The sequence below is a fragment of the Streptomyces sp. NPDC037100 genome, assembly GCF_055606225.1.
The window spans coordinates 465,487-490,215 of sequence record NZ_JBVJSX010000002.1 but is presented as its reverse complement, the minus strand read 5'-3'; the positions used below and the strand labels follow the sequence as shown (position 1 = coordinate 490,215).

Sequence of the window (24,729 nt, the reverse complement as noted above, 5' to 3'; positions counted from 1 at the left end):
CAAGCGAGGAGGAGCCCCGCGACCCGGGCGGGGCCGTTCGCGCGTCGGTGACCTCGGGCCGCCGCGGCCGGGCCGCTACGACGGGACGGCCGCTCCGGCATCCGGCTCGGCGGTGCCCGGCTCGTCGGACGCCGCTTCGCCCGCCGGATCGACGAGCTGCTCGCGCACGTAGTTCCACACCACCGCGATCAGCGCGGCCACGGGCACGGCGAGCAGGCTGCCCACGATGCCGGCCAGGTTGCCGCCCAGCGTCACGGCCAGCAGGACGACGGCCGCGTGCAGACCCAGACCACGGCTCTGGATCATGGGCTGGAAGACGTTGCCCTCCAGCTGCTGCACCACGACGATGATCGCCAGCACGATCAACGCGTCCGTCAGGCCGTTGGACACCAAGGCGATGAGCACCGCCACGAAGCCGGCGAACAGGGCGCCGATGATCGGCACGAACGCCGAGACGAAGGTCAGCACCGCGAGCGGGAGCACCAGCGGGACGCCCAGGATCCACAGGCCGAGCCCGATCAGGACGGCGTCGAGCAGGCCGACGGCCGCCTGGGACCGTACGAAGGAACCCAGGGTGTCCCAGCTCCGGGCGCACACGGTGGGCACGTCGGCGGCGAGCCGGCCGGGCAGCTGCCGGGACAGCCACGGCAGGAACCGCGGTCCGTCCTTCAGGAAGAAGAACATCAGGAAGAGCGCGAGGACGGCGGTGACGACACCGTTCACCACGGTGCTCACCCCTGTGACGACCGCGCCCACCATGCTGCCGACGCCCTCCTGGGCGCGGGAGACCGCACTGTCGAAGGCCTGGTTGATCTGTGCGTCCCCGATGTTCAACGGCGGCCCGGCGGCCCACTCGCGCAGCCGCTGGATCCCCTCCACGACACCGTCGGTCAGCTCCCCGGACTGGGACGCCACCGGCACGGCGATCAGCGCCACCACACCGGCGGCGACCAGCAGGAACAGCACGGTCACCACGGACGCGGCCAGCGCGGGCGGCCACCCGCGACGACGCAGCAGCCGGGCCGCGGGCCAGGTCAGCGTGGTCAGCAGCAGCCCGACCACGAGCGGCCACACCACGGACCACATCCGGCCCAGCAACCACAACGCCACGGCCGACATGGCGAGCACCAGCAGCAACTCGGCGGAAACCCGCGCGGATGTCCGCAGCGCGGCACGGGATCTCTCGGAACTCAGGGGCGCAGTCACGTGGGCACCCTATTGGCTGCGCGCACCCTCCCAGCAGCCCCCCGTCCTCGGAAGGCGGGCCGTCAGCGGACGGTGTACATGCTGAAGATGTGCAGGGCCGCCTCGATCTGTGCCCGTGTGCGGTCGTCGGGATTCCCCGTGACCCGCACGAAGACCACGGACGAGCCGGGGTCGTCCGCGACCAGCAGCGTCAGCGGCACCCGGCCCGAGAGCGGGTAGTCGTACCAACCATCGGGCTTCTCGACGTCGGTGTGGGGCAGGGCGTTGCCGACGGCCTGCCAGTCCGAGTCGTCGAACTCGCAGCCCGAGAACTCCGCGATGGTCTCGCAGAACGGCCGCAGTCCCTCCTCGAAGATCCAGCCGCCGCCGAAGCTCGCGGCGGAGCCCGCGGGGTCAGCCACCGGCCCTCGCCACACCGATCGGGCAGGACACCCCCGTGCCGCCGATGCCGCAGTAACCCGCCGGGTTCTTGTCGAGGTACTGCTGGTGGTAGCCCTCCGCCGGGTAGAAGGGGCGGCCCTCCGTCGTGACGATCTCCGTGGTGATGTCGCCGTAGCCGGAGGACGTCAGGACCTTCTGGTACGCCGCGCGGGAGGCCTTGGCGGTGGCCTCCTGCTCGGGGGTGTGGGTGTAGACCGCTGAGCGGTACTGCGTGCCCACGTCGTTGCCCTGGCGGAAGCCCTGCGTGGGGTCGTGGGACTCCCAGAACGTCTTCAGCAGGCGCTCGTACGAGACCTGCTCCGGGTCGAAGACCACGCGCACGACCTCCGTGTGGCCGGTCAGGCCCGAGCAGACCTCCTCGTACGTGGGGTTCTCGGTGTGGCCGCCCTGGTAGCCGACGAGGGTCGTCCAGACGCCGGCCGGGAGCTGCCAGAAGGTGCGCTCGGCGCCCCAGAAGCAGCCCAGGCCGAAGTCGGCGGTCTGCAGACCCTCGGGGTAGGGGCCGAGCAGCGGGTTGCCGAGGACGGTGTGGCGGTCGGGGACCGTGAACGCCGGCTCCGGGCGGCCTCGCAGCGCCTGCTCGGAAGTCGGCAGCTGGGGCGTACGGCTGTGCAGGAACATGCGGTCTCCAATCGGGGCGACGCCCACTGCAACGTGCAGGTGCGGCCCCGAATTCCGGCGGGCCCCGGGCGGGCCCGCGCCGCGGCCCGGACGCGGTTCAGTGCGGCAGGCTCGCCGGGCTGCCGCCGTTCGCCTCGTAGCCCGCCACCGCCAGCGCCCGGTACACCGCGAACTCCGCCGCCGGGTCGGCCGACAGCGTCCAGGGCAGGGCGCCCACATGGCCGTCGATGTGCACCAGCTGGTTCATGGCCTCCGACCAGCGCTCGCCGCGGACCAGGAAGAACACCAGCATGTGCCGGACATGGGCCAGCATCGGGTCGTCGGGGCGGGCCGAGTGCACCGCGTGCAACGCGCCGTGGACCGCCTTCGTGACGACCTCGCTCTGCCAGAAACTCGCGACGAGGGTCACCTCGGGAAGGTGCTCGAACACCGCGAACAGCGGCATCGCCGAGAGGAGGGAGCCCCGGGGCGCCCGGGCCGCCGCGGCCTCGGCGAACGAGTAGGCCTCCGCACGGGAGCCGTGCCACTTCTCGCACCAGTAGTGCAGCGCCGCCAGGTGCGCCCCCATGTGGGCCGGGGCGCGGTCCAGGATCTTCAGCCAGACCTGCTCGAAGTCCTTCTGGGAGTAGCCGAGACCGCGGGCCACCGACAGCTCGACGATGTACGGGATCGGGTCACCGGGGGCGAGCAGCGCCGCCTCACCGCACGCCGCCCTCGCCTCCTCCATGATGATCCGGAACTCGTCCGTGCCGGGCGTGGCCGTACGCCAGGCCTGCTGCACCAGGAACTCGGCGTGCACCGCCGCGCCGCCCGCGTCCTTGGGCGCCTCGGACCGCCACACGCGCAGCCACTGCCCGCCCGGCGCCTCGGACACCCCGCCGGGCCGCCGCGAGAGCTCCAGCGAGGCGGCGCCCGCGAAGGCCTGGACGCGCTGCCAGCGCCGCTCGCCCTCGGTCTCCGTGCCCGCCAGGAGCTGCTGCGCGGCGCGGTAGTCCTGCGTGCGCTGCACCACGTCCAGGACGTCCAGCAGGTCCTGGTCGGGGCCCGGCATGCGGATGTCGAGCTCCTCCTCCAGGACGAAGCCGTAGTTCGCCGGGTCCGCCGCGTCCGGGTGGTCGGGCGAGACCAGCCCTATCGCACCACCGCGCCTGCGCCGCAGGAAGGGGAGCAGCACGAAGCCCAGCATGACCAGCGCGATCAGGACCCAGAGAATCTCCATGCAACAAGCGAACCAGACCACGCCGACAATTGGCCAACCTGCTCCCGGAACCTGTGGAAAACCCCGGCTCACGCCGTCCCCCGGCACGCGTCGCCCCGGCGCACTACCCTCGGTGCTCATGAGCGACAGGCACATCAGTCAGCACTTCGAGACGCTCGCGATCCACGCGGGCAACACCGCCGACCCCCTGACGGGCGCGGTCGTCCCGCCGATCTACCAGGTCTCGACCTACAAGCAGGACGGCGTCGGCGGTCTGCGCGGCGGCTACGAATACAGCCGCAGCGCCAACCCCACCAGGACCGCGCTGGAGGAGAACCTCGCCGCCCTGGAGGGCGGCCGTCGCGGGCTCGCGTTCGCGTCCGGGCTGGCGGCCGAGGACTGCCTGCTGCGTACGCTGCTCAGCCCCGGCGACCACGTGGTCATCCCGAACGACGCGTACGGCGGCACGTTCCGCCTGTTCGCCAAGGTCGTCGCCCGCTGGGGCATCGAGTGGTCGGTCGCCGACACCGGTGATCCGGCCGCCGTACGGGCCGCCATCACCCCGAAGACCAAGGTCGTCTGGGTGGAGACGCCCTCCAACCCGCTGCTCGGCATCACCGACATCGCCGCCGTCGCGCAGGTCGCCCGGGACGCCGGCGCCCGCCTCGTCGTCGACAACACCTTCGCCACGCCCTACCTCCAGCAGCCGCTGTCGCTGGGCGCGGACGTCGTCGTGCACTCCCTGACCAAGTACATGGGCGGTCACTCCGACGTCGTCGGCGGCGCCCTGATCACCGGTGACGCCGGCCTCGGCGAGGAACTGGCCTTCCACCAGAACGCGATGGGCGCGGTCGCCGGGCCCTTCGACTCCTGGCTGGTGCTGCGCGGCACCAAGACCCTCTCCGTGCGCATGGACCGGCACAGCGAGAACGCGGTCAAGGTCGCCGACATGCTCACCCGGCACGCGCGCGTGACGAGCGTGCTGTACCCGGGCCTGCCGGAGCACCCCGGTCACGAGGTCGCCGCCAAGCAGATGAAGTCGTTCGGCGGCATGGTCTCCTTCCGCGTCGAGGGCGGCGAGGAGGCGGCCGTCGAGGTCTGCAACCGCGCCAAGATCTTCACGCTGGGCGAGTCCCTGGGCGGCGTCGAGTCGCTGATCGAGCACCCCGGCCGCATGACGCACGCCTCCGTGGCCGGCTCGGCCCTGGAGGTCCCCGCCGACCTGGTGCGGCTGTCCGTCGGCATCGAGAACGCCGAGGACCTGGTGGACGACCTCAAGCAGGCGCTCGGCTAGACCGGTACGGCCCCTGGCGGGGTCACCAGCCGGTGAGGGGTGGAGTCGTGTCGGACGGCGGCTCCACCCATGGGCGGGCCGTCAGCGCCCACACCGTGAACGCCACGGCCGCCGCGCACAGCAGCAGCCACATGAGACGGCGGGCGAGCGTCCTGCGTCGCAGCATGCGGCCGCCGCGGCGCACCGCCTCCGTGTGGATCTCGGGCGGCACCGGCCGCGCCGGCTGCTCCAGCAGCCTGCGTACGGTCGCCTCGCGGTCGTTCCCGCTCATGCCGCCCTCCGGCCGGCCGGGCTCACGGCACCGCCTTCGTCGCCGTCACCGTCGGGGCCGGGCCCCGCGAGCGGTGCAGCAGGGCCGAGGTCGCCCGGTGGCAGATCGCCCGTACGCGCTCCGGGGACAGACCGAGCAGGGCGGCCGCCTGCTCCTCGGCGACACCTTCGTGGAGCCGGAGCACCAGGATCAGCCGTTCCTGCGGGGTGAGCGGGGCCAGAGGGCTCGCGGGGTGCGGCCGGGCGCGGCCGAGTGCGCCGTGCTGGTGCCAGGCGCTGCGCGCGAAGCGGGTGGCCAGCTGCCGGCGGGTGCGGTCGTACGGATCCTCGCCGTGCAGCCGGTCCCAGCACGCGTACGTGTGCGCCAGCGACCGTGTCAGCAGGCGCCGCGCGCGGGGGTTGTCGTCGGGGGACTCGGCGGTGAGCAGTGTGGCGGCGTGCAGCAGCCGCCCGGCCGCGCCCGCGACGAACGCCTCGAACTCCCGGGCGCGACGGGCTGCCCGGGACGCATGCCGCTCCAGCACCGCACCTCCCGCCCGACGGCGACCCTGAGGACGCGGGCCCCGGCCACGCGCGACGGGGCCCGGTCTCATATCAGGCCAGGGGCGGCCCCGAGGTCAAGAGCCGCGCACGGCTCGGCCGGTGCTCCGAACGGTCGGTCGGTGCCGCGAACGGTCGGCCGGTGCTCCGAACGGTCGGTCGGTGCCGCGAACGGTCGGCCGGTGCTCCGAACGGTCGGTCGGTGCCGCGAACGGTTGGGCAGTGCTCCGAACGGTCGGCCAGTGCCGCGAACGGTCGGCCGGTGCCCCGCACGCGTGCGGGCCCGGTCGTCCGTGTGCGGGCCCGGGGGGCGCGCCGACACGGTCAGGAGCCGGGCCGCCGGGCGCTCAGGATGCCGACTGCGCCTCCGGCCCCGGGACCCCCTGCGCCGACATCCGGGAGGACAGCGCGGTGTTGAACCGCGTGAGGAGGTCGCAGAACGCCTCGCGCTCGTCGGGCTCCCAGTCGTGCGTCAGCTCGGCCATCAACTGACGCCGCGAGGAGCGCACTTCCTCCAGCCGGGCCTGCCCGCGCGGGGACAGCTGCAGCACCACCGCGCGTCCGTCCTCGGGGTGGGAGGTGCGTTTGACCAGGCCGGTGTCGACGAGCGGAGCCACCTGCCGGGTGACCGTCGACGAGTCGATCCCCATGCTCGCCGCGAGCGCCTTGACGCCCATCGGGCCTTCCTTGTCGAGGCGGTTGAGCAGCAGGTAGGCGGCGCGGTCCATGGAGTTGCGCACCTGCCCGACTCCGCCGAGCCGGGTCTGTTCGGCACGGCGGGCGAACAGCGCCACCTCGTGCTGCAGCGTGTCGAGGAGACCGGTGTCACCGACGGTCGTCATGTCCATCGACATTTCAGGTGTTGTGGGCATGGCCGGGGGCTCACTTCGTGGAGGGCTGGCAGATTGGGGGACAGGGTACGCGGCCGGAGGGCAGGCCGTACCGGCGCTGCGCAAAGCGGGTCTCGGAGGTTGGTCACAACGGCCGTTCCCGCCTGTGAACTGCGATGCTGGAGTCATGAGCTACAGCACGGCTGACTCCTTTCGGACCGTCACCCTCGACGACGTGCGCGGCGCGCAGAAGATGCTCTCGGGTGTGGCGCGGGTGACCGCGATGGAGGGCAGCAGGCACCTGTCCCAGATGGTCGGTGCGCCGGTGCACCTCAAGTGCGAGAACCTCCAGCGGACGGGGTCGTTCAAGCTGCGCGGCGCGTACGTCCGGATCGCCGGTCTGCTTCCGGAGGAGCGTGCCGCCGGTGTCGTCGCCGCGAGCGCCGGCAACCACGCGCAGGGCGTCGCCCTCGCGTCCTCCCTGCTGGGCGTGCGCTCCACGGTGTTCATGCCGAAGGGCGCCCCGCTGCCCAAGGTGAGCGCCACCCGGGACTACGGGGCGGAGGTGCGGCTGCACGGCCAGGTGGTCGACGAGACGCTGGCCGCCGCGCAGGAGTACGCGGCCGAGACGGGCGCGGTGTTCATCCACCCCTTCGACCACCCCGACATCATCGCGGGCCAGGGCACGGTCGGCCTGGAGATCCTTGAGCAGTGCCCCGAGGCGCGCACGGTCCTCGTCGGCATCGGCGGGGGCGGGCTGGCCGCCGGGATCGCCGTGGCGGTGAAGGCGCTGCGCCCGGAGGTGCGGGTCGTGGGCGTACAGGCGTCGGGCGCGGCGGCCTACCCGCCCTCGCTGGCCGCGGGCAGGCCGGTGTCGGTGGAGAATCCCGCGACGATGGCCGACGGCATCAAGGTAGGGCGGCCGGGCGACGTGCCGTTCAGGATCGTCGGCGAGCTGGTCGACGAGGTGCGCACGGTCAGCGAGGACGAGCTGTCCGCCGCGCTGCTGCTGTGCCTGGAGCGGGCCAAGCTGGTCGTGGAGCCGGCCGGGGCGAGCCCGGTCGCGGCGCTGCTGAGCGACCCCGGCGCCTTCGAGGGCCCGGTCGTCGCGGTGCTGTCGGGCGGCAACGTCGATCCGGTGCTGATGGAGCGGGTGCTGCGGCACGGCATGGCCGCGCAGGGCCGCTACCTGGCGGTCCGGCTGCGGCTGACGGACCGGCCCGGTGCCCTTGCCACACTTCTGGGCGCGTTGTCGGTGGTCGACGCTAACGTCCTCGATGTGAGCCATGTGCGAACCGACCCACGGCTCGGGCTCACGGAGGCGGAGGTCGAGCTGCACCTGGAGACGAAGGGCCCGGCGCACTGCGCCGAGGTGGGTCAGGCGCTGCGCGAGGCGGGCTACACCGTCATCGGCTGAGCCTGCTCCCAGGCCGGTCGAAGATCCTTTCGTCTCACGGAGAGTGACGCGCTAAAACTCATTGTGAGACGCGATACATCGCGTTATGGTGTGTCGGGTGAGAAGCCTCGCCGGACATCCGTCCGGTCATCCCCGAAGACGTGGAGACTCATATGCCAGGCGCCATCTATGCCGAAGGTCTGGTCAAGACCTTCGGTGATGTAAAGGCCTTGGACGGCGTCGACCTCGACGTGCCCGAGGGCACGGTCCTCGGCCTGCTCGGGCCGAACGGCGCGGGCAAGACCACCACCGTCCGCTGCCTGACCACCCTGCTGCGGCCCGACAGCGGGCGAGCGGTCGTCGCGGGCATCGACGTGCTCAAACAGCCCGACGCGGTCCGCCGCTCCATCGGCCTGTCCGGCCAGTTCGCGGCCGTCGACGAATACCTCACCGGCCGGGAGAACCTCCAGATGGTCGGCCAGCTGTACCAGATGCGCGCGAAGGCGGCGAAGGCGCGCGCGGCCGAACTGCTGGAGCAGTTCCACCTCGCCGACGCCGCCGACCGCCCCACCAAGACCTACTCGGGCGGTATGCGCCGCCGCCTCGACCTCGCGGCGGCCCTGGTCGTCTCGCCGCCCGTGATGTTCATGGACGAGCCGACGACCGGCCTCGACCCCCGCAACCGCCAGCAGTTGTGGGAGGTCATCAAACAACTGGTCTCCGGCGGCACCACCCTGCTGCTCACCACGCAGTACCTGGAGGAGGCCGACCACCTGGCCCACGACATCGCGGTGGTCGACCACGGCAAGGTCATCGCCAAGGGCACCTCCGACCAGCTCAAGGCCCGCACCGGCGGCGAGCGCGTCGAGGTCGTGGTGCACCAGCGCGAGCACATCCGGTCCGCCGCCGAGATCCTCGCCGGCTTCGGCAAGGGCGAGACCACGGTCGAGGAGCACATGCGCAAGCTCACCGCGCCCGTGACCGGCGGCGCCAAGCTCCTCGCCGAGGTCATCCGTGAACTGGACACCCGCGGCATCGAGATCGACGACATCGGCCTGCGCAGGCCGACCCTCGACGACGTCTTCCTGTCCCTGACGGGGCACGTGGCCGAGATCAAGGACCAGGAGAACGACAAGGAGGCCGCCCAGTGAGCGCCGTCACCGACACCGTGCGGGTCGCGCCTGCCGCGAACCCGGTCAGCCAGTCGATCCGGGACTCGATGGTCGTCGCCAAGCGCAACCTGATCCGCATGTCCCGGATCCCCGAGATGATCATCTACGGGCTGATCCAGCCGATCATGTTCGTGGTGCTGTTCACCTACGTCTTCGGCGGCTCCATGCAGATCGGCGACAGCACCAGTGCCGCCGACTACAAGAACTTCCTGATGGCGGGCATCTTCGCGCAGACCGTCACGTTCGCCACCGCCAGCTCCGGCGCCGGCATCGCCGACGACATGCACAAGGGCCTCATCGACCGCTTCCGCTCCCTGCCGATGGCGCGCGGCGCGGTGCTCACCGGCCGTACCCTCGCCGACTCCGTACAGACGGCCCTCACCCTGGTCGTCCTCGCCGTCGTCGCCCTGATGGTCGGCTGGCGCGTCGGGTCGGACGGCAGCACCAATGCCGCCAAGGTCCTCGCCGCCTTCGGCCTGCTGCTCCTGCTCGGCTACGCGTTCACCTGGATCGGCGCCCTGATCGGCATGTCGGTGAAGACCCCCGAGGCGGCCACCTCCAGCGGCCTGATCTGGCTCTTCCCGGTCACGTTCATCTCCAACGCCTTCGTGGACACCAGCCACATGACCCCGTGGCTGCGCCACATCGCGGAGTGGAACCCCTTCAGCGCCACGGTCCAGGCCTGCCGTGTGCTGTTCGCCAACCCGGGCCAGTCCCCGTCCGACGCCTGGCCCATGCAGCACCCCGTGTGGGCCTCGCTGATCTACTCGATCCTGATCCTGGTGATCTTCCGGACCCTGGCGGTCCGCAAGTACCGCTCGGCGACGGCATGACGAAGCCCCCGGCGCCGCAGCGGCACCGGGGGCACTTCAGGGACCGGGAGGCCGGTCAGCCCTCGTACGGCTCGGCCTTGAGGATCTTCACCAGGGCCTTCTTGCCGTTCGGCAGCTCGTACTCCGCGTCCTCGCCGACCTTGTGGCCGATCACGCCGGTGCCCAGCGGGGACTGCGGCGAGTACGTCTCGATGTCGGAGCTCGCGTACTCGCGGGACGCGAGCAGGAACGTCAGCGTGTCGTCCTCGTCACCGTCGAACGCGATCGTGACGACCATGCCGGGCGCCACCGCACCGTCCGCCGCGGGCGCTTCGCCGACCTTGGCGTTCTCGAGGAGCTGGGTGAGCTGGCGCACACGGAGCTCCTGCTTGCCCTGCTCCTCCTTGGCCGCGTGGTACCCGCCGTTCTCACGCAGGTCGCCCTCCTCGCGCGCCGCGGCGATCTTCGCGGAGATCTCCGCGCGCGCGGGACCAGTAAGGTACTCAAGCTCAGCCTTGAGCTTGTTGTACGCCTCCTGGGTCAGCCAGGTGACGTTCTCGCTGGTCTGGGTCACAGGTGCTCCTCGTAGGTACTGGGAATACAAAGCATCGCCCTACCCAGAAGAATGTTCCTTCACGGAAGGGCGAAACCACGAGCCTAACAATTCAGGGGCCCGAGGGGGAGGACATATGCGACGACAATCACGTCAATGCAGGTCAGGCTCCAGGTATTCCAGGTGACGCCGAGTTGTTGTCAGCCGGCGTGGCAGCCCAGCAGCTCGGCCGTCGTCCCCGGGGAGGTCGTACGGAGCGTGACGACCTTGTCGATGCGGGTCCCGTCCCCGTCGAAGCGGAAGTCGGCCCGGCCCACCTCGGCCCCGTTCTCCGCCTGCGAGCGCACGGTGCAGTAGCCCTCGGCGCCGGCGTCCTTGCGGACCTCCAGATGCACCTGCACGGACTCCTTGCCCGGCTCGAAGCTGATCACCTCGGCGCTGATCTCGTTCTGGGCGACGTAGTGGTAGCCGAACCAGCCGACGAGCCCCAGCAGTGCCACCGCGAGGACGGCGCCCACGACCTTGAGCGTGCGGTCGGCGCGCTCGTCCGAGGAACGGCCGTAACGGCCCTCGGGCAGTCGCGTGCTCGCCGAACTCATGATCGTCCTCCAGGCAGGGCCGGAACGAAGGTCCCGGAAGGGGCTCCAGGACCGGGCCCCGGAATTATTCGCCCCCCGATTCGGTCACTATAGAAGCCGCTGATTGCGCCGACGCACACCGGGCGCCGACTTACTGAGGATTGAGTCTTGACTGACCAGTTGCGACTGATGGCCGTTCACGCCCACCCCGACGACGAGTCGAGCAAGGGCGCCGCGACCATGGCGAAGTACGTGTCCGAGGGGGTGGACGTGCTGGTCGTGACCTGCACGGGCGGGGAACGCGGCTCCATCCTCAATCCGAAGCTCCAGGGCGACGCGTACATCGAGGAGCACATCCACGAGGTACGCAAGAAGGAGATGGACGAGGCCCGGGAGATCCTGGGCGTCAAGCAGGAGTGGCTCGGCTTCGTCGACTCGGGCCTGCCCGAGGGCGACCCGCTGCCGCCGCTGCCGGAGGGCTGCTTCGCCCTGGAGGACGTGGACCACGCGGCCGGTGAGCTGGTGCGCAAGATCCGCGCCTTCCGGCCGCAGGTGATCACCACCTACGACGAGAACGGTGGTTACCCGCACCCCGACCACATCATGACCCACAAGATCTCCATGGTGGCGTTCGAGTCGGCCGCGGACACCGAGAAGTACCCCGAGGCCGAGTACGGCCCCGCCTACCAGCCGCAGAAGCTCTACTACAACCAGGGCTTCAACCGCCCGCGCACCGAGGCCCTGCACCAGGCGATGCTCGACCGCGGGCTGGAGTCCCCCTACGGGGACTGGCTCAAGCGCTGGGAGGAGTTCGGCATGAAGCAGCGCACCCTCACCACGCACATCCCGTGCGCCGAGTTCTTCGAGATCCGCGACAAGGCGCTGATCGCCCACGCCACGCAGATCGACCCGGACGGGGGCTGGTTCAAGGTGCCCATGGAGATCCAGCAGGAGGTCTGGCCGACGGAGGAGTACGAGCTGGCGAAGGCCCTCGTCGATACCTCCCTCCCCGAGGACGACCTCTTTGCGGGCATCCGCGACAATGCCTGACATGAGCGCAAGCGCAAGCCTGGCAATGACGCACCTCGTCTCCTTCGCCAAGGAGGTCGACGAGGACAAGGTCACCCCCGGCGTCCTCGGCTTCATCGTCTTCGCGGCGATGGCCCTGGCGGTGTGGGCCCTGATGAAGTCCATGAGCCGGCACATGAACCGGGTCGACTTCGCCCAGGCCCCGGACCCGGAGGCCGAGCAGCCGGAGCAGCCGGCGGCGGAGCCGTCCCGGACACAAGCGGAAGCCGCGCAAGCGGAGCCCTCCGGCCAGGGCGGCAAGAAGCAGGGCTGACGCCCCCACCCGGGGAACGCCACCCGTCGGTGGCCGGCGGGGACCGCCGCCGACGGGTAGCCCGGCTGTCTCCTGGCGTGTCGTGTCCGAAGAGGCGCGCTGGGCGGCGACGGCTGCCGCCCGCGATGCGTGCCGTGGGCGACGGCTGGCGGCCGTGATGCGTGCTGTGGGCGACGGGTGGCGGCCGTGATGCGTGCTGTCGGCGACGACTGCCGCCCGCGATGCGTGCCATGGGCGACGGGGGGGCGCCCGTGATGCGTGCCATGGGCGACGGGGGAGGGGCGCCCGTGGTGTGTGCCGCCGCCATGGGAGCCGCCGGCGACACACACCCTGCACGCGCCGGGCGGCGCCTACGCCTTCGGCTCCACCGCCACCCCCATCACCTCCCGCGCATGCCGGTTCGGCACCATGCCGAGGCGCCAGGCCTGCCAGCCCGCCTCCAGGGTGACGCCCCGCTCCAGCAGCAGCCCGTACGCGTCGAGGTAGTCGTCCAGCTTGTCGTCACGCAGGCCGTGGCTCGCGCGGGACAACTGCGCCAGTTCCTCCTGAGCCACCGCCGTACCCACCTCCATGCCGCCCGGGGCCGCGTAGGGGAGGAGCGTGCAACGCAGGAAACGGGCCCAGTCCTCGCCCCGACGGTCGCCGTAGGACGCGAAGAGCTCCACCGCCTCGTCGCACAGGGCCATCGCCTGCTGGGTACGGGCGTTGCCCGCGTCCACGACCGCCAGCTCCAGACACGTCCAGGCCTCGCCGTGGGCGACGCCGATGCGCTGGAAGTCGGCCCGGGCGTCGACGAGCAGCTGACGGGCGAAGCCCGAGTTGCGCAGCGAGCCCGTCTGGGCCGCCCGCTGGTCCCGGGTGACGCGGGCCGAGTGGTGGCGTGCGCAGGCCAGCCCGTACACGTCCCGCATACGGGAGAACATCGTGCGGGCCCGTTCCAGCTCGCGGACCGCCTGGTCGAGGTCGCCCGTCTCCTCCAGGGCCTGCCCCAGGTAGTACAGCGTCCAGGCCTCGCCGCGCGCATCCTCGTTGTCCCGGTGGCGCGCAGCCGCCCCGCGCAGCTCCTCCACCGCCGGGGAAGCGTCCCCTGCGACCAGCAGCGCCCGGGCCAGCTGGGTCAGCGCCCAGGCCTCACCGCGGGCGTCACGGGTCCGCCCGTACAGCTCCAGGGCCGCCCGCAGCTCGGCCTCGGCACGCGGGACGTCACCCATGCGCAGCCCGAGCTGACCGAGCTGGAAGTGCGCCCACGCCTGGCCGTGCACGGACTCGCCCGCGCGGTGCAGGACCAAGGACTCGGTCAGCAGCTCCAGGGCCTCTCCCACCCGGGCGCGGTCGCGCTCGACGGCCGCCAGGGCGTGCATCGTCCAGGCCCGGTCCGTCGCAAGTTCGGGGGAGGCCTGCAGTGCCAGGGCCTCGCGGAGCTTCTCCGACGCCTCCGTCAGATTGCCCTGGTGGTGCAGGGTGATGCCGAGGGAGCACAGCGCGCGGGCGGCACCGGCGTCATGGTGGGCCTCCCGGTAGAGGTCCACGACCGACGCGAGGGTGGTGCGGGCCTTGTCCAGCTCGCCCAGCTGCCGTGCCGCGATACCCGTGCGCCACTGCACCGAGCGGACCAGCAGCCCCTCGTCCACCGCCTGGGCCAGCTCACTGATCTCACCCAGCCGGTACAGGTCGCCCCGCAGCAGGCAGTAGTCGCACAGCGCACCCAGCAGGTTCAGCACCGCCGCCTGGTCCACTCCCTCGGCATGCCGCAGCGCCGCCGTGATGAAGCTCGACTCGTCGTCCAGCCAGCGCAGCGCCTCGTCGAGGGAGGTGAAGCCGTACGGGCTGAAGCGGTTGGTGCGGGTCGACATGTTGCCGTCGACCATCCGCAGCACCGAGTCGGCCAGCTCGGCGTAGTTCACGATCAGCCGCTCCTGCGCCGCCGTGCGCTCGGCGGGCTCCTCCTCGTCGAGGAGGCGGGCTTGGGCGAAGGAGCGGACCAGGTCGTGCAGCCGGTAGCGGTCGCCCCGGACGTGGTCGATCAGGCCGGCCCGGGTCAGCGCCTGCAGATGGCGCTTGGCCTCCGCCTCGTCTGTGGCCAGCAGCGCGGCGGCCGCCGCGGCGCCCAGCGAGGCACGTCCGGCCAGGGCCAGCCGGCGCAGCAGCCGCCGTACGGTCTCCGGCTGGTCCGTATAGCGCAGCCACAGGGCGCGTTCGACCGGCTCCACCGGACCGTAGGCGTCGAGATCCGTGGCCAGCGCGCGGGGGGAGCGCGGGCCGAGACCCGAGCCCGCGATGCGCAGCGCCAGCGGCAGCCCGCCGCACAGCTCCCGGACCCGGTCCGCGGACTCCGCGTCGTACGGCCCGGAGCGGTCCTGGGCCGCCGCGCCCAGCAGTTCCTCCGCACCGGCGGCGTCCAGCGGCTCCACCGCCAGCCGGTGCACCCGCGCGGGCAGGCCCTCCAGCTCCAGCGGGCCCCGCGCGGTCACCAGCACCAGACTGTCGGACCGCTCCGGGATCAGCGCGCGGATCTGCTCCGCCTCCGAGGCGTCGTCGAGGACGACGGTGACCGGCAGGCCCGTCAGATGCTGGTGATACAGCTCGCTCAGCCGCTTGACCTGCTGGTCCGGCGAAGAGCGCTCGCGGAACAGCAGCTGCTCGCGGGGTGCGCCGAGCCGGTTCAGCAGATGCAGCAGGGCGTCACGGGTGGACAGCGGGGACCCGCCCGGCCCCTCGGCGCGCAGGTCGACGACGCAGGCACCGCGGAAGTAGTCCTTCAGATCATGCGCGGCGTGCACCGCGAGCGCCGTACGGCCGCTGCCGGACGGGCCATGCAGCACGACCACGGTGGGCTGCGTCTCCGTGCTCGCGCGGGCCGCCTGCACCCACTGCCGGATCTGCGCCAGCTCGTGCCGCCGCCCCGCGAACGGCTCCGCCGGTTGCGGGAGCTGGCCGAAGGACTGCTCCAGCACGTTGCGCCCACGCGCCGCCGCGCTCTTGTCCGCGCCCCGCAGCCGCGGGCCGCCCGTCTTCTTCGGCCCGGTCGAGGCCGCGAGCACCCGCTGCTGGTCCAGGAACGGCCGGATGCCCCGCACCTCCAGCGCCGTCAGCCACTGCAGCCGCAGCTGTTCGGCCCCGCCCGGCTGGCTCGCGGCCCCGGCGCGACGACTCGCGGCCGGCACATGCGACCCGACCACTTTCACCACCGTCGCCGCTGCCCCCACGACACCCACCGTCACACCCGCCCCGAGAGCGGTCCCCGTCCCCGTGCCCAGCGCCATGTCGGCGACCACGGCCGCGACCGCCGCGACCCCGGCCACCAGCAGCGGCGTCCCGGCGCCCTCCCGGGCGTAACGCTGCCCGAAAGTCAGCTGCCCGGCCGCCGCCTCGTCCAGGGCGCGCGTGTACGCCTCGTACTCCTCGGACGCGCTCCGCGCCATCACATCGAGCGCGCCGCGCGCCCGCGCGAGCAGCACCTTCCCGTCGGTGCGGCCACCCGAGCGCCGCACCTCCTCCTCCACGGCCCGCCCCAACAGCCGCTCGGCCTCGGCCCGATGACCGTCCCGCATGTCAAGGTCCCCCTTAGGCCACAACTCCTTTGCCTAAGAGTGTCCTTGGTGGGAGGCGCGAGCGCGAGGGGGCGACGATCAACGTTTGCGGTCCGGTGACCTACGAGCCGCCCCTCGCGCGAGGGGGCGCGTTCCGTGGCCGGGTGGCCGCTGTGAGGCAGGATGGAAGCATGCCGAACCGACTGGCTCATGAGACGTCCCCGTACCTGCTCCAGCACGCCGACAACCCCGTCGACTGGTGGCCTTGGTCGGAAGAGGCTTTCGAGGAGGCCCGGAAGCGGAATGTGCCCGTGCTGCTCAGCGTCGGATACAGCAGCTGTCACTGGTGCCACGTCATGGCGCACGAGTCCTTCGAGGACCAGGAGACCGCCGAGTACCTCAACGCGCACTACGTGAGCGTGAAGGTCGACCGCGAAGAGCGCCCCGACGTAGACGCCGTCTACATGGAGGCCGTGCAGGCGGCGACCGGGCAGGGCGGCTGGCCCATGACCGTCTTCCTCACCCCGGACGCCGAGCCGTTCTACTTCGGTACGTACTTCCCGCCCGCCCCCCGCCAGGGCATGCCCTCGTTCCGGCAGGTGCTCCAGGGCGTGCACCAGGCGTGGGACGAGCGGCGGGACGAGGTGACCGAGGTCGCGGGGAAGATCGTCCGGGATCTGGCCGGACGGGAGATCTCCTACGGCGACGCGCGGACCCCCGGCGAGGAGGAGCTCGCGCAGGCGCTGCTCGGGCTCACCCGGGAGTACGACCCGCAGCGCGGCGGATTCGGCGGGGCGCCGAAGTTCCCGCCGTCCATGGTGCTGGAGTTCCTGCTGCGCCACCACGCCCGCACCGGCGCCGAGGGGGCCCTGCAGATGGCGCAGGACACCTGCGAGCGCATGGCCCGGGGCGGTATGTACGACCAGCTCGGGGGCGGCTTCGCCCGCTACTCCGTCGACCGCGACTGGGTCGTGCCGCACTTCGAGAAGATGCTGTACGACAACGCCCTGCTGTGCCGGGTGTACGCCCACCTCTGGCGCTCCACCGGCTCGGAGCTCGCGCGGCGCGTCGCCCTGGAGACCGCCGACTTCATGGTGCGTGAACTGCGCACGACCGAGGGCGGGTTCGCCTCCGCGCTGGACGCCGACAGCGACGACGGCACGGGCCGGCACGTCGAGGGCGCGTACTACGTGTGGACGCCGGAGCAGTTGCGGGAGGTCCTCGGCGAGCAGGACGCCGAGCTGGCGGCCCAGTACTTCGGGGTGACCGAGGAGGGGACCTTCGAGGAGGGCGCGTCCGTCCTCCAACTGCCCGTGCGGGACGGTTTCGTCGACGCGGGGAGGGTCGCCTCCATCCGGGAGCGGCTGCTGGCGCACCGGAGCGGGCGGCCCGCGCCCGGCCGGGACGACAAGGTCGTCGCCGCCTGGAACGGCCTCGCGATCGCCGCGCTCGCCGAGACCGGCGCCTACTTCGACCGGCCCGACCTGGTCGAGGCCGCCGTCGCCGCCGCCGACCTCCTCGTCCGGCTGCACCTGGACGAGCAGGCCCGGCTCACCCGCACCAGCAAGGACGGCCACGCCGGCGCCAACGCAGGTGTCCTGGAGGACTACGCGGATGTGGCGGAGGGCTTCCTCGCGCTCGCGTCGGTCACCGGGGAGGGCGTCTGGCTGGAGTTCGCCGGGTTCCTCCTCGATCACGTCGTGGTCCGTTTCACCGACCCCGAGTCGGGTGCGCTGTACGACACCGCGGCCGACGCCGAGCGGCTGATCCGCCGCCCGCAGGACCCGACCGACAACGCGGCCCCGTCCGGATGGACCGCGGCGGCGAACGCCCTGCTGAGTTACGCCGCGCACACGGGGTCCGAGCCTCACCGCACCGCCGCCGAGAGGGCGTTGGGTGTCGTGAAGGCGCTGGGGCCGAGGGTGCCGCGCTTCATCGGCTGGGGGCTGGCCGCGGCGGAGGCGGTGCTGGACGGGCCGCGCGAGGTGGCGATCGTGGGTCCGGCCCTCGACGACGAGGGCACGAGGACCCTGCACCGCACGGCACTTCTGGGCACCGCGCCCGGTGCGGTGGTCGCGGTGGGTGTCGCGGGGAGCGAGGAGTTTCCCCTGCTCGCGGACCGTCCGCTGGTCGGTGGTGAACCGGCCGCGTACGTCTGCCGTAACTTCACCTGTGACGCCCCCACAACCGAGCCTGACCGGCTCAGTACGGTCTTGAGTGGCTGAAGTCACGTATCAACGGAAACATGCTCTTTATCCGAACAGCCTCCAGGCTTCACAGTTCCCCCCTAATCTCTGCACGGTGACGTGGCGGGCGAGGCCGTACCGGCCCACCGTCACGACCGGGGGTTCTGAGATCTGGGGGGATCTGTTTGCTGACGTCTGTCTTCATCGCTGCCGTTTCGCTTGCCTTGTTCTGGATGGCGGCGTTCACCCTGTGGTGGCAGATGCACGCCTGGCGTACGCCGGAAGTGCTCGCCTCCACCCGGTTCAGCAGTCCGGACGGGGACGAGCACGTCTCCTTCTCGCTGCTGCTGCCCGCGCGGCACGAACAGGCGGTGCTGGACCACACCATCCAGCGGCTGCTGGAGTCGAGCCACACCGACTTCGAGATCATCGTGATCGTCGGTCACGACGACCCGGAGACCACCGCGGTGGCCGAGACGGCCGCCGCGCGTGACCCACGGGTCCGGGTCGTGGTCGACACCCACGAGAAGAAGAACAAGCCGAAGGCCATGAACACGGCGCTGCCGCACTGCCGCGGCGACGTCGTCGGGGTCTTCGACGCGGAGGACCAGGTCCATCCCGAGCTCCTCGCCCACGTCGACCACGCCTTCCTCACCACCGGCGCGGACGTCGTGCAGGGCGGGGTGCAGCTGATCAACTTCCACTCCAGCTGGTACAGCCTGCGCAACTGTCTGGAGTACTTCTTCTGGTTCCGCTCGCGGCTCCATCTGCACGCGCAGAAAGGTTTCATTCCGCTCGGCGGAAACACCGTCTTCGTCCGCACGGACGTCCTCAGGGAAGCCGGCGGCTGGGATCCGAACTGCCTCGCCGAGGACTGCGATTTGGGCGTGCGCCTGTCCAGCGTCGGCAAGAAGGTCGTCGTCGCCTACGACTCCGACATGGTGACCCGGGAGGAGACCCCGGGCTCGCTGATGTCCCTGCTGAAGCAGCGCACCCGTTGGAACCAGGGCTTCCTGCAGGTGTACCGGAAGAAGGACTGGAAGCAACTGCCCACCCTCGGGCAGCGGCTGCTCGCCCGCTACACCCTGATGACGCCGTTCATGCAGGCCTTCACCGGCCTGATCATCCCGCTCAACGTGGCGATCGCCCTGTTCCTGGACGTGCCCGTCGGCATCGCCTTCGTCACCTTCCTGCCGGCCGTCACCGCCCTGGTCACCTTCGTCTTCGAGATCGTCGGACTGCACGACTTCGGCAAGCAGTACGGGCTGCGCGTCCGCTTCACGCACTACCTGAAGCTGATCGTGGGCGGCCCCTTCTACCAGGTCCTTCTCGCCGGTGCGGCCGTGCGGGCCGTGTGGCGTGAGCAACGCGGCCGCAACGACTGGGAGTTGACGACCCACGTCGGCGCGCACCTCGACGAGACGGCCGTGACCCGGCCGGAAGCGACCCGAGAGGACGTTCCCGCGTGACCTCCACCCTTCCCGCGGTGACCACTCCGAAAGTCCCCGCGCAGCGCGGGCCTGCGCCCCGCACCGGTGCGCACCGGCGACTCGAGCCGCCGAACCGGCTGCGCTCCTCGCGTCCCGACCTGCTCCTGTGCGGCGTCCTCCTCCTGGCGATCCTCGTCGTGCAGGGCTGGAACATCGCCGACTACCCGGCCCTCAGCGACGACGAGGGCACCTACCTCGCCCAGGCCTGGTCGGTCCAGCAGGGCGAAGGACTCGCGCACTACACCTACTGGTACGACCATCCGCCGCTCGGCTGGATACAGATCGCCGTACTGACCTGGATCCCCGCGCTGATCAGTCCCGAGTCGATGACGGTGGGCACCATGCGCGCCGCGATGCTGGTGATCAGTGGCATCAGCGCGGTCCTGGTGTTCGTGCTGGGCCGGCGCCTCGCGCTGCCCCGCTGGGCGGCCGCGCTCGGCATGGTGTTCTTCGGGCTCTCGCCGCTGTCGGTCGTCCTCCAGCGGGAGATCTTCCTCGACAACCTCGCGGTGATGTGGACGCTGCTGGCCTTCACACTGGCCGCCTCCCCGAGCCGCCACCTCTGGCACCACTTCGGTGCGGGCATCGCGGCCGCCACGGCCGTGCTCACCAAGGAGACGATGCTCGTCGTCCTGCCTGCGCTGTTCCTTACCATGTGGCGCCACAGCCACCGGGACACCCGCAAGTTCGCCCTCACCGGAGCCGTCACGGCCTGCACCCTGATCGGCTTCGCCTACCCCCTGTTCGCCCTGCTCAAGGGCGAGTTGCTGCCGGGTGCCGGGCACGTGTCCCTCTGGGACGGCGTCAAGTACCAGATGACCAGACCCGGTTCGGGGTTCATCCTCGACCAGGGCTCGGGCTCCTGGGGCGTGCTCCAGTCGTGGCTGTACTACGACAGGATCCTGCCCCTCGGGGGCCTCGCGGGCGCCCTGCTGCTGCTCGTCACCTGGCGCTGGTCGGTCACCGCCCGCGCCCTGGCCGGACCGGCCCTGGCCGTGGCGGTCTTCGCCGCGCTGGCCCTGCGCCCGAACGGCTACCTGCCCGCGATGTACGTCATCCAGGCCCTGCCGTTCCTCGCGCTGGTCCTCGCCGGAGGCACCGCCTCCGTCGCCCACGCCGTGCTGAGCCGCTGGCGCTCCGAGGCGGAGAAACGGTACGTCAGCGTGGGCCGGTACGCGCTCGCCGCCGTCCTCGCCCTGGCCGCCGGCGCCTACGTCGTCCCGCACTGGTACGACGGTGCCCGCACGGCCGTCACCACCGACGCCAACGCCCCCTACAAGGCCGCGTCGAAGTGGCTGGCCACGGAGGTCGAGGACCCGGAGCGCACCCGGGTGCTGGTCGACGACGCGCTCTGGCTGGACCTGGTCCACCAGGGCTACCGGCCCGGCCTCGGCGTCATCTGGTTCTACAAGGCCGACCTCGACCCGGCGGTGACGAAGACGATGCCGCGCGGCTGGAAGGACCTCGACTACGTCGTCGCCTCGCCGACCGTGCGACGGGACGCCGCCGACCTGCCCAACGTCAAGGCCGCCATGGAGCACTCGGAGCCGGTCGCCACCTTCGGCACCGGCGAGGACCGCATCGAGATCCGCCAGATCCAGACGTCCGCCGGAGGCGCGCGATGAGCCAGGAGTCCACCGTCCCCAGCGAGGTCGTCGAGACCGCCGAGATCCCCGAGCCGGGCGCCGTCACCATCGTCGTACCCACGTTCAACGAGTCGGCGAACGTCCGGCAGCTGCTGCGCCAGATCACCGAGGCCGTCCCGGCCCGGCTGCCCTGCGAGGTCGTCTTCGTGGACGACTCCACCGACGACACGCCGGAGGTCATCGAGGAGGCCGCGCAGGACTGCCCGTTCCCCGTGACCGTCCTGCACCGCGAGGAGCCGGTGGGCGGGCTCGGCGGCGCTGTCGTCGAGGGCCTGAAGGCGGCCACGTCCGACTGGATCGTCGTCATGGACGGCGACTGCCAGCACCCGCCGTCCCTCGTGCCCGACCTGGTCGCCACCGGCGAACGCGCCAACGCCGGGCTGGTCGTGGCTTCCCGGTACATCAAGGGCGGCAGCCGGGCCGGGCTCGCGGGCAGCTACCGGGTGGCCGTCTCGCGCGGGGCGACCTGGCTGACCAAGGCGCTGTTCCCGCGCCGGCTGCACGGCATCAGCGACCCGATGAGCGGCTTCTTCGCGATCCGCCGCAGCGCGGTCACCGCCGAGGTCCTCCAGCCGCTCGGCTACAAGATCCTCCTCGAACTCGCCGTCCGCAGCCGCCCGCGCACGGTCACCGAGGTGCCGTTCGTCTTCCAGGACCGGTTCGCCGGGGAGTCCAAGTCGACCGCGCAGGAGGGCCTGCGCTTCCTGCGCCACCTGGCCGGGCTGCGCGCCGCCTCGCCGGTCGCGCGGATGATCGGGTTCGGCCTGATCGGGCTGACCGGCTTCGTGCCGAACCTGGTCGGCCTGTGGGCGCTGACCGCCGCCGGCATGCACTACGTACCGGCGGAGATCCTCGCCAACCAGCTCGGCGTCGCCTGGAACTTCGTGCTCATCGAGCACCTGCTGTTCCGCGAGCGGCGCCGGCACCGGCGCTGGTGGGACCGGGCCGGGAGGTTCGCGCTGCTCGCCAACGCCGATCTGGTGCTGCGCATCCCGCTGATCGCCCTGTTCGTGCACCAGTTCCACCTGGGCGTGCTGTCGGCCACCGCGCTCGCGCTGGTGACGACGTTCGTCCTGCGCTTCGCCGCGACCGAAGCGCTGGTCTACCTGCCGCGCCGGGGACGTGAGAAGCCCGCGCGCGGGAGCACCGCACAGCAAGGAGAGCCGTGTGAACAGACGTCGTAGAAGTACCGCACTCCTGGCCGTGGCGGGCCTCACCTCGGGCCTGCTCCTGACCGCACCCCAGTCCGCCTCCGCCGCCAACCTCATCAAGAACCCGGGCTTCGAGACCGCCGGCACCGGCGACATGCCGTACTGCTGGGAGAAGTCCGGCTGGGGCGACAACGACTTCACCTTCACCACCACGGCCGACGCGCACTCCGGCTCCAAGGCCATGAAGGTCGAGCTGACCCGCCGGATCGACGGCGACCGCAAGGCGCTGATCACCGAGTCCGCCGCGTGCGCGCCGGTGGTGACGCCGGGCAAGCAGTACGACCTCGGCCTCTGGTACAAGACGACGACCCCGGACGCGGCGATCACCCTGTTCCGGCACGACACGACCGCCGGCTGGCAGTACTGGACCGACCTCAAGACGCTGGACATGGCCGGGACCTGGACCGAGGCCACCGTCCGCACCCCCGAGGTCCCGGCCGGCACGGACCGCATCTCCTGGGGCGTCTCCGTCTACGGCACCGGCTCGGCCACCACCGACGACTACACGATGGACCAGGTCCCCGACCCGGTCCTGCCGCCCGCGTGCACCGGCACCGCCGAGCAGTGCGCCAACGGCAAGTGGGACGTGCTGCCCACGCAGAACCCGGTGCGTTCCATGCACTCGGTCGTGCTGCAGGGCGGCAAGGTGCTGCTGATCGCGGGCTCCGGCAACGACGAGTCGATGTTCGAGGCCGGCACCTTCACCTCGGCGGTGTACGACCCGCAGAAGGGCACCTACAAGGTCATCCCCACGCCGAAGGACATGTTCTGCGCCGGCCATGTGCAGCTCCAGGACGGCCGCGTGCTGGTGATGAGCGGAAACAAGGCGTATCCGGTGCCGGGCGGACACGGCTACGAGGGCTTCAAGGACTCGTACGTCTTCGACCCGGAGACCGAGACCTACTCCAGGACCAACGACATGAACGACGGGCACTGGTACCCGTCGGCGACGATCCTCGGCAACGGTGACGTCATCTCCTTCGGCGGTCTGCGCGAGGACTCCACCGGATCGGTCACCGCCGAGCTGTTCTCCGAGGCCGAGCAGCAGTGGCAGCCGCTGTGGAAGGTCAACCAGACCTGGTCGTACTGGGGCCTGTACCCGTCGATGATCCTCATGCAGGACGGCCGCCTCTTCTACTCGGGCAGCCACGTCTTCGGCAACAACATCCCCGGCACCGGCTCCGCGATCTACGACTACGACGCCAACACCACCACCCAGGTGCCGGGCCTGCGGAACAAGGACGAGCGCGACCAGTCGGCGAGCGTGCTGCTGCCTCCGGCGCAGGACCAGAAGGTGCTCACCCTCGGCGGCGGCAACATCGACTCCAACCCGGAGGCGAACCGCCTGACCGACATCATCGACCTCAAGCAGCCGAACCCGTCGTACGTCGCCGGTCCGCCGATCCCGCAGGGCGCGGTCGACCTCGGCAACGGTCCGGTCCCGCAGACCGGGAACCAGGGCAAGATGTACGTCTCCGCGGTGCTGATGCCCGACGGCAAGGTGCTGGAGACGGGCGGCGCGCTGCACAACCGCGCCGACCCGGTGTACGAGACGTCGATCTTCGACCCCGCGTCGGAGACCTTCGACCCGGTGGCCGTCGACCCCGAGGCACGCGGCTACCACTCCTCGGCGTTCCTGCTCCCCGACGGCCGTGTGATGACGACCGGCGACAACCCGGGCAACGGCACGTGGAACCACGACGTGTCGGTCTACAGCCCGCCCTACCTGTTCAAGGGCCCGCGTCCGGCGATCACTTCCGTCATCGACACCGAGTGGAACTACGGCGACACCCAGCGGATCACCGTCGACCGGCCCATCGCCAAGGCAGAGCTGATCCGCCCGGCCGCCGTCACGCACTCCTCGGACCCGAACCAGCGGTTCGTGGACCTGCCGCTGTCCGTCGACGGCAACAACGTCGACCTGAACGTGACGAGCAACCCCAACCTGGCCCCGCCCGGCTGGTACATGCTCTTCGCGGTCGACGCGAACGGGGTGCCGTCGGTGGCGAAGTGGGTGCACCTCCGGGGCCCCCAGGCCCTCAAGGCGACGGACGCCTCGGCCCACGTCCACGACTTCGCGGACGCGCCCACGGGCAGGGTGGTCAGGCCCGGAAAGAAGCGGGCCTCCCAGAAGGTCAGCCCGACGATCTCGGGCTGCGACCGCCACTACGGCTCGATCAACGTCTGCGTGCCGACGGACTTCCCGGCGGAGGTGAAGAAGACGACGGCGGCCCGCTGCGAGTGGCTCAAGACGAACGACTACGGCCGCCTGAAGGTCAACGGCAAGGACGACCCGCTGGGCCTGGACAGGAACAGGGACGGAATCGCCTGCGGCAAGGGGGACCCGGCGAAGCGCTAGAGGGACGCCCCTTCAGGGGCGTGGGGGACTGTGCGACGGGCCACGACGGCCGCG

The 24,729-nt window shown here is 71.3% G+C and carries 21 protein-coding genes; 11 read left to right on the top strand and 10 right to left on the bottom strand.

The features are described 5' to 3' along the window. Positions 1–75: 75 nt before the first annotated feature. The 4 genes from ACZ7EG_RS07340 to ACZ7EG_RS07325 form a co-directional block, all read right to left on the bottom strand. Positions 76–1,206, bottom strand: coding sequence for an AI-2E family transporter (locus ACZ7EG_RS07340; RefSeq protein ID WP_471073603.1), 1,131 nt, complete (start codon positions 1,204–1,206; stop codon positions 76–78). 62 nt (positions 1,207–1,268) lie between these two features. Next, the gene (locus ACZ7EG_RS07335; protein WP_471073601.1) at positions 1,269–1,607 is read right to left on the bottom strand and encodes a hypothetical protein; all 339 of its coding nucleotides are present in this window, start codon (positions 1,605–1,607) and stop codon (positions 1,269–1,271) included. Beyond that, the gene (msrA, locus tag ACZ7EG_RS07330; RefSeq protein ID WP_471073599.1) at positions 1,600–2,268 is read right to left on the bottom strand and encodes a peptide-methionine (S)-S-oxide reductase MsrA; all 669 of its coding nucleotides are present in this window, start codon (positions 2,266–2,268) and stop codon (positions 1,600–1,602) included. Before msrA ends, ACZ7EG_RS07335 begins: the two co-directional genes overlap by 8 nt. 97 nt (positions 2,269–2,365) lie before the next feature. Next, a complete protein-coding gene (locus ACZ7EG_RS07325; protein WP_471073597.1) occupies positions 2,366–3,487 on the bottom strand; it encodes a hypothetical protein in 1,122 nt (373 codons plus the stop codon). A 118-nt stretch (positions 3,488–3,605) separates the two neighbouring features. Between ACZ7EG_RS07325 and ACZ7EG_RS07320 the strand changes: the two genes are divergently transcribed. Then, positions 3,606–4,760, top strand: coding sequence for a cystathionine gamma-synthase (locus ACZ7EG_RS07320; RefSeq protein WP_471073594.1), 1,155 nt, complete (start codon positions 3,606–3,608; stop codon positions 4,758–4,760). A 22-nt stretch (positions 4,761–4,782) separates the two neighbouring features. Here ACZ7EG_RS07320 and ACZ7EG_RS07315 read toward each other — a convergent pair whose 3' ends face one another. The 3 genes from ACZ7EG_RS07315 to ACZ7EG_RS07305 all read right to left on the bottom strand — a co-directional run bounded on the left by ACZ7EG_RS07315 (position 4,783) and on the right by ACZ7EG_RS07305 (position 6,424). Further along, on the bottom strand, positions 4,783–5,031 hold the full coding sequence (locus ACZ7EG_RS07315) for a hypothetical protein (RefSeq protein ID WP_471073591.1): 249 nt from the start codon (positions 5,029–5,031) through the stop codon (positions 4,783–4,785). Positions 5,032–5,053: 22 nt separating this feature from the next. Beyond that, positions 5,054–5,554, bottom strand: a complete 501-nt coding sequence (locus ACZ7EG_RS07310; protein WP_471073588.1) for a sigma factor-like helix-turn-helix DNA-binding protein — start codon at positions 5,552–5,554, stop codon at positions 5,054–5,056. A 363-nt stretch (positions 5,555–5,917) separates the two neighbouring features. Continuing rightward, positions 5,918–6,424 (bottom strand): MarR family winged helix-turn-helix transcriptional regulator, encoded by a 507-nt coding sequence (locus ACZ7EG_RS07305; protein WP_471074845.1) that lies wholly within the window; start codon positions 6,422–6,424, stop codon positions 5,918–5,920. 163 nt (positions 6,425–6,587) lie between these two features. On the opposite strand from ACZ7EG_RS07305, the gene ilvA reads away from it, so the two are divergent. The 3 genes from ilvA (at position 6,588) to ACZ7EG_RS07290 (ending at position 9,801) form a co-directional block, all read left to right on the top strand. Next, a complete protein-coding gene (ilvA, locus tag ACZ7EG_RS07300; RefSeq protein ID WP_471073585.1) occupies positions 6,588–7,817 on the top strand; it encodes a threonine ammonia-lyase in 1,230 nt (409 codons plus the stop codon). Positions 7,818–7,969: 152 nt separating this feature from the next. Then, on the top strand, positions 7,970–8,947 hold the full coding sequence (locus tag ACZ7EG_RS07295; RefSeq protein ID WP_471073582.1) for an ATP-binding cassette domain-containing protein: 978 nt from the start codon (positions 7,970–7,972) through the stop codon (positions 8,945–8,947). Then, a complete protein-coding gene (locus ACZ7EG_RS07290; protein ID WP_471073579.1) occupies positions 8,944–9,801 on the top strand; it encodes an ABC transporter permease in 858 nt (285 codons plus the stop codon). Before ACZ7EG_RS07295 ends, ACZ7EG_RS07290 begins: the two co-directional genes overlap by 4 nt. 55 nt (positions 9,802–9,856) lie before the next feature. Here ACZ7EG_RS07290 and greA read toward each other — a convergent pair whose 3' ends face one another. Together greA and ACZ7EG_RS07280 are read right to left on the bottom strand one after the other, a co-directional pair. Continuing rightward, the gene (gene greA, locus ACZ7EG_RS07285; RefSeq protein WP_471073576.1) at positions 9,857–10,354 is read right to left on the bottom strand and encodes a transcription elongation factor GreA; all 498 of its coding nucleotides are present in this window, start codon (positions 10,352–10,354) and stop codon (positions 9,857–9,859) included. A gap of 179 nt (positions 10,355–10,533) precedes the next feature. Continuing rightward, a complete protein-coding gene (locus tag ACZ7EG_RS07280; protein ID WP_471073573.1) occupies positions 10,534–10,932 on the bottom strand; it encodes a DUF4307 domain-containing protein in 399 nt (132 codons plus the stop codon). 147 nt (positions 10,933–11,079) lie between these two features. Here ACZ7EG_RS07280 and mca point away from each other — a divergent pair, with 147 nt between their 5' ends. Further along, positions 11,080–11,961: a mycothiol conjugate amidase Mca gene (gene mca / locus ACZ7EG_RS07275; protein ID WP_362040571.1), complete on the top strand. Its 882-nt coding sequence runs from the start codon at positions 11,080–11,082 to the stop codon at positions 11,959–11,961. Then, the gene (locus ACZ7EG_RS07270; protein ID WP_471073569.1) at positions 11,954–12,253 is read left to right on the top strand and encodes a hypothetical protein; all 300 of its coding nucleotides are present in this window, start codon (positions 11,954–11,956) and stop codon (positions 12,251–12,253) included. The genes mca and ACZ7EG_RS07270 overlap by 8 nt, the downstream gene beginning before the upstream one ends. 350 nt (positions 12,254–12,603) lie before the next feature. Here ACZ7EG_RS07270 and ACZ7EG_RS07265 read toward each other — a convergent pair whose 3' ends face one another. Further along, on the bottom strand, positions 12,604–15,804 hold the full coding sequence (locus ACZ7EG_RS07265; RefSeq protein WP_471073566.1) for a tetratricopeptide repeat protein: 3,201 nt from the start codon (positions 15,802–15,804) through the stop codon (positions 12,604–12,606). Positions 15,805–15,974: 170 nt separating this feature from the next. Between ACZ7EG_RS07265 and ACZ7EG_RS07260 the strand changes: the two genes are divergently transcribed. From ACZ7EG_RS07260 to ACZ7EG_RS07240, 5 genes are all read left to right on the top strand, one after another. Further along, positions 15,975–18,008 (top strand): thioredoxin domain-containing protein, encoded by a 2,034-nt coding sequence (locus ACZ7EG_RS07260; protein ID WP_471073563.1) that lies wholly within the window; start codon positions 15,975–15,977, stop codon positions 18,006–18,008. 146 nt (positions 18,009–18,154) lie between these two features. After that, positions 18,155–19,438, top strand: coding sequence for a glycosyltransferase (locus ACZ7EG_RS07255; RefSeq protein ID WP_471073560.1), 1,284 nt, complete (start codon positions 18,155–18,157; stop codon positions 19,436–19,438). After that, positions 19,435–21,084, top strand: a complete 1,650-nt coding sequence (locus tag ACZ7EG_RS07250) for an ArnT family glycosyltransferase (protein ID WP_471073557.1) — start codon at positions 19,435–19,437, stop codon at positions 21,082–21,084. Before ACZ7EG_RS07255 ends, ACZ7EG_RS07250 begins: the two co-directional genes overlap by 4 nt. Next, on the top strand, positions 21,081–22,289 hold the full coding sequence (locus ACZ7EG_RS07245) for a glycosyltransferase (RefSeq protein ID WP_471073554.1): 1,209 nt from the start codon (positions 21,081–21,083) through the stop codon (positions 22,287–22,289). The genes ACZ7EG_RS07250 and ACZ7EG_RS07245 overlap by 4 nt, the downstream gene beginning before the upstream one ends. Next, positions 22,273–24,675, top strand: a complete 2,403-nt coding sequence (locus tag ACZ7EG_RS07240) for a galactose oxidase-like domain-containing protein (RefSeq protein WP_471073551.1) — start codon at positions 22,273–22,275, stop codon at positions 24,673–24,675. The genes ACZ7EG_RS07245 and ACZ7EG_RS07240 overlap by 17 nt, the downstream gene beginning before the upstream one ends. The last annotated feature ends 54 nt before the right edge of the window (positions 24,676–24,729 follow it).

Excerpts from the sequence above, each read along its gene's own strand:
- msrA (WP_471073599.1), bottom strand. The coding sequence starts at position 2,268 with ATGTTCCTGCACAGCCGTACGCCCCAGCTGCCGACTTCCGAGCAGGCG.
- ACZ7EG_RS07325 (WP_471073597.1), bottom strand. The coding sequence starts at position 3,487 with ATGGAGATTCTCTGGGTCCTGATCGCGCTGGTCATGCTGGGCTTCGTG.
- ACZ7EG_RS07320 (WP_471073594.1), top strand. The coding sequence starts at position 3,606 with ATGAGCGACAGGCACATCAGTCAGCACTTCGAGACGCTCGCGATCCAC.
- ACZ7EG_RS07315 (WP_471073591.1), bottom strand. The coding sequence starts at position 5,031 with ATGAGCGGGAACGACCGCGAGGCGACCGTACGCAGGCTGCTGGAGCAG.
- ACZ7EG_RS07305 (WP_471074845.1), bottom strand. The coding sequence starts at position 6,424 with ATGTCGATGGACATGACGACCGTCGGTGACACCGGTCTCCTCGACACG.
- ilvA (WP_471073585.1), top strand. The coding sequence starts at position 6,588 with ATGAGCTACAGCACGGCTGACTCCTTTCGGACCGTCACCCTCGACGAC.
- ACZ7EG_RS07295 (WP_471073582.1), top strand. The coding sequence starts at position 7,970 with ATGCCAGGCGCCATCTATGCCGAAGGTCTGGTCAAGACCTTCGGTGAT.
- ACZ7EG_RS07280 (WP_471073573.1), bottom strand. The coding sequence starts at position 10,932 with ATGAGTTCGGCGAGCACGCGACTGCCCGAGGGCCGTTACGGCCGTTCC.
- ACZ7EG_RS07270 (WP_471073569.1), top strand. The coding sequence starts at position 11,954 with ATGCCTGACATGAGCGCAAGCGCAAGCCTGGCAATGACGCACCTCGTC.
- ACZ7EG_RS07265 (WP_471073566.1), bottom strand. The coding sequence starts at position 15,804 with ATGCGGGACGGTCATCGGGCCGAGGCCGAGCGGCTGTTGGGGCGGGCC.
- ACZ7EG_RS07260 (WP_471073563.1), top strand. The coding sequence starts at position 15,975 with ATGCCGAACCGACTGGCTCATGAGACGTCCCCGTACCTGCTCCAGCAC.
- ACZ7EG_RS07245 (WP_471073554.1), top strand. The coding sequence starts at position 21,081 with ATGAGCCAGGAGTCCACCGTCCCCAGCGAGGTCGTCGAGACCGCCGAG.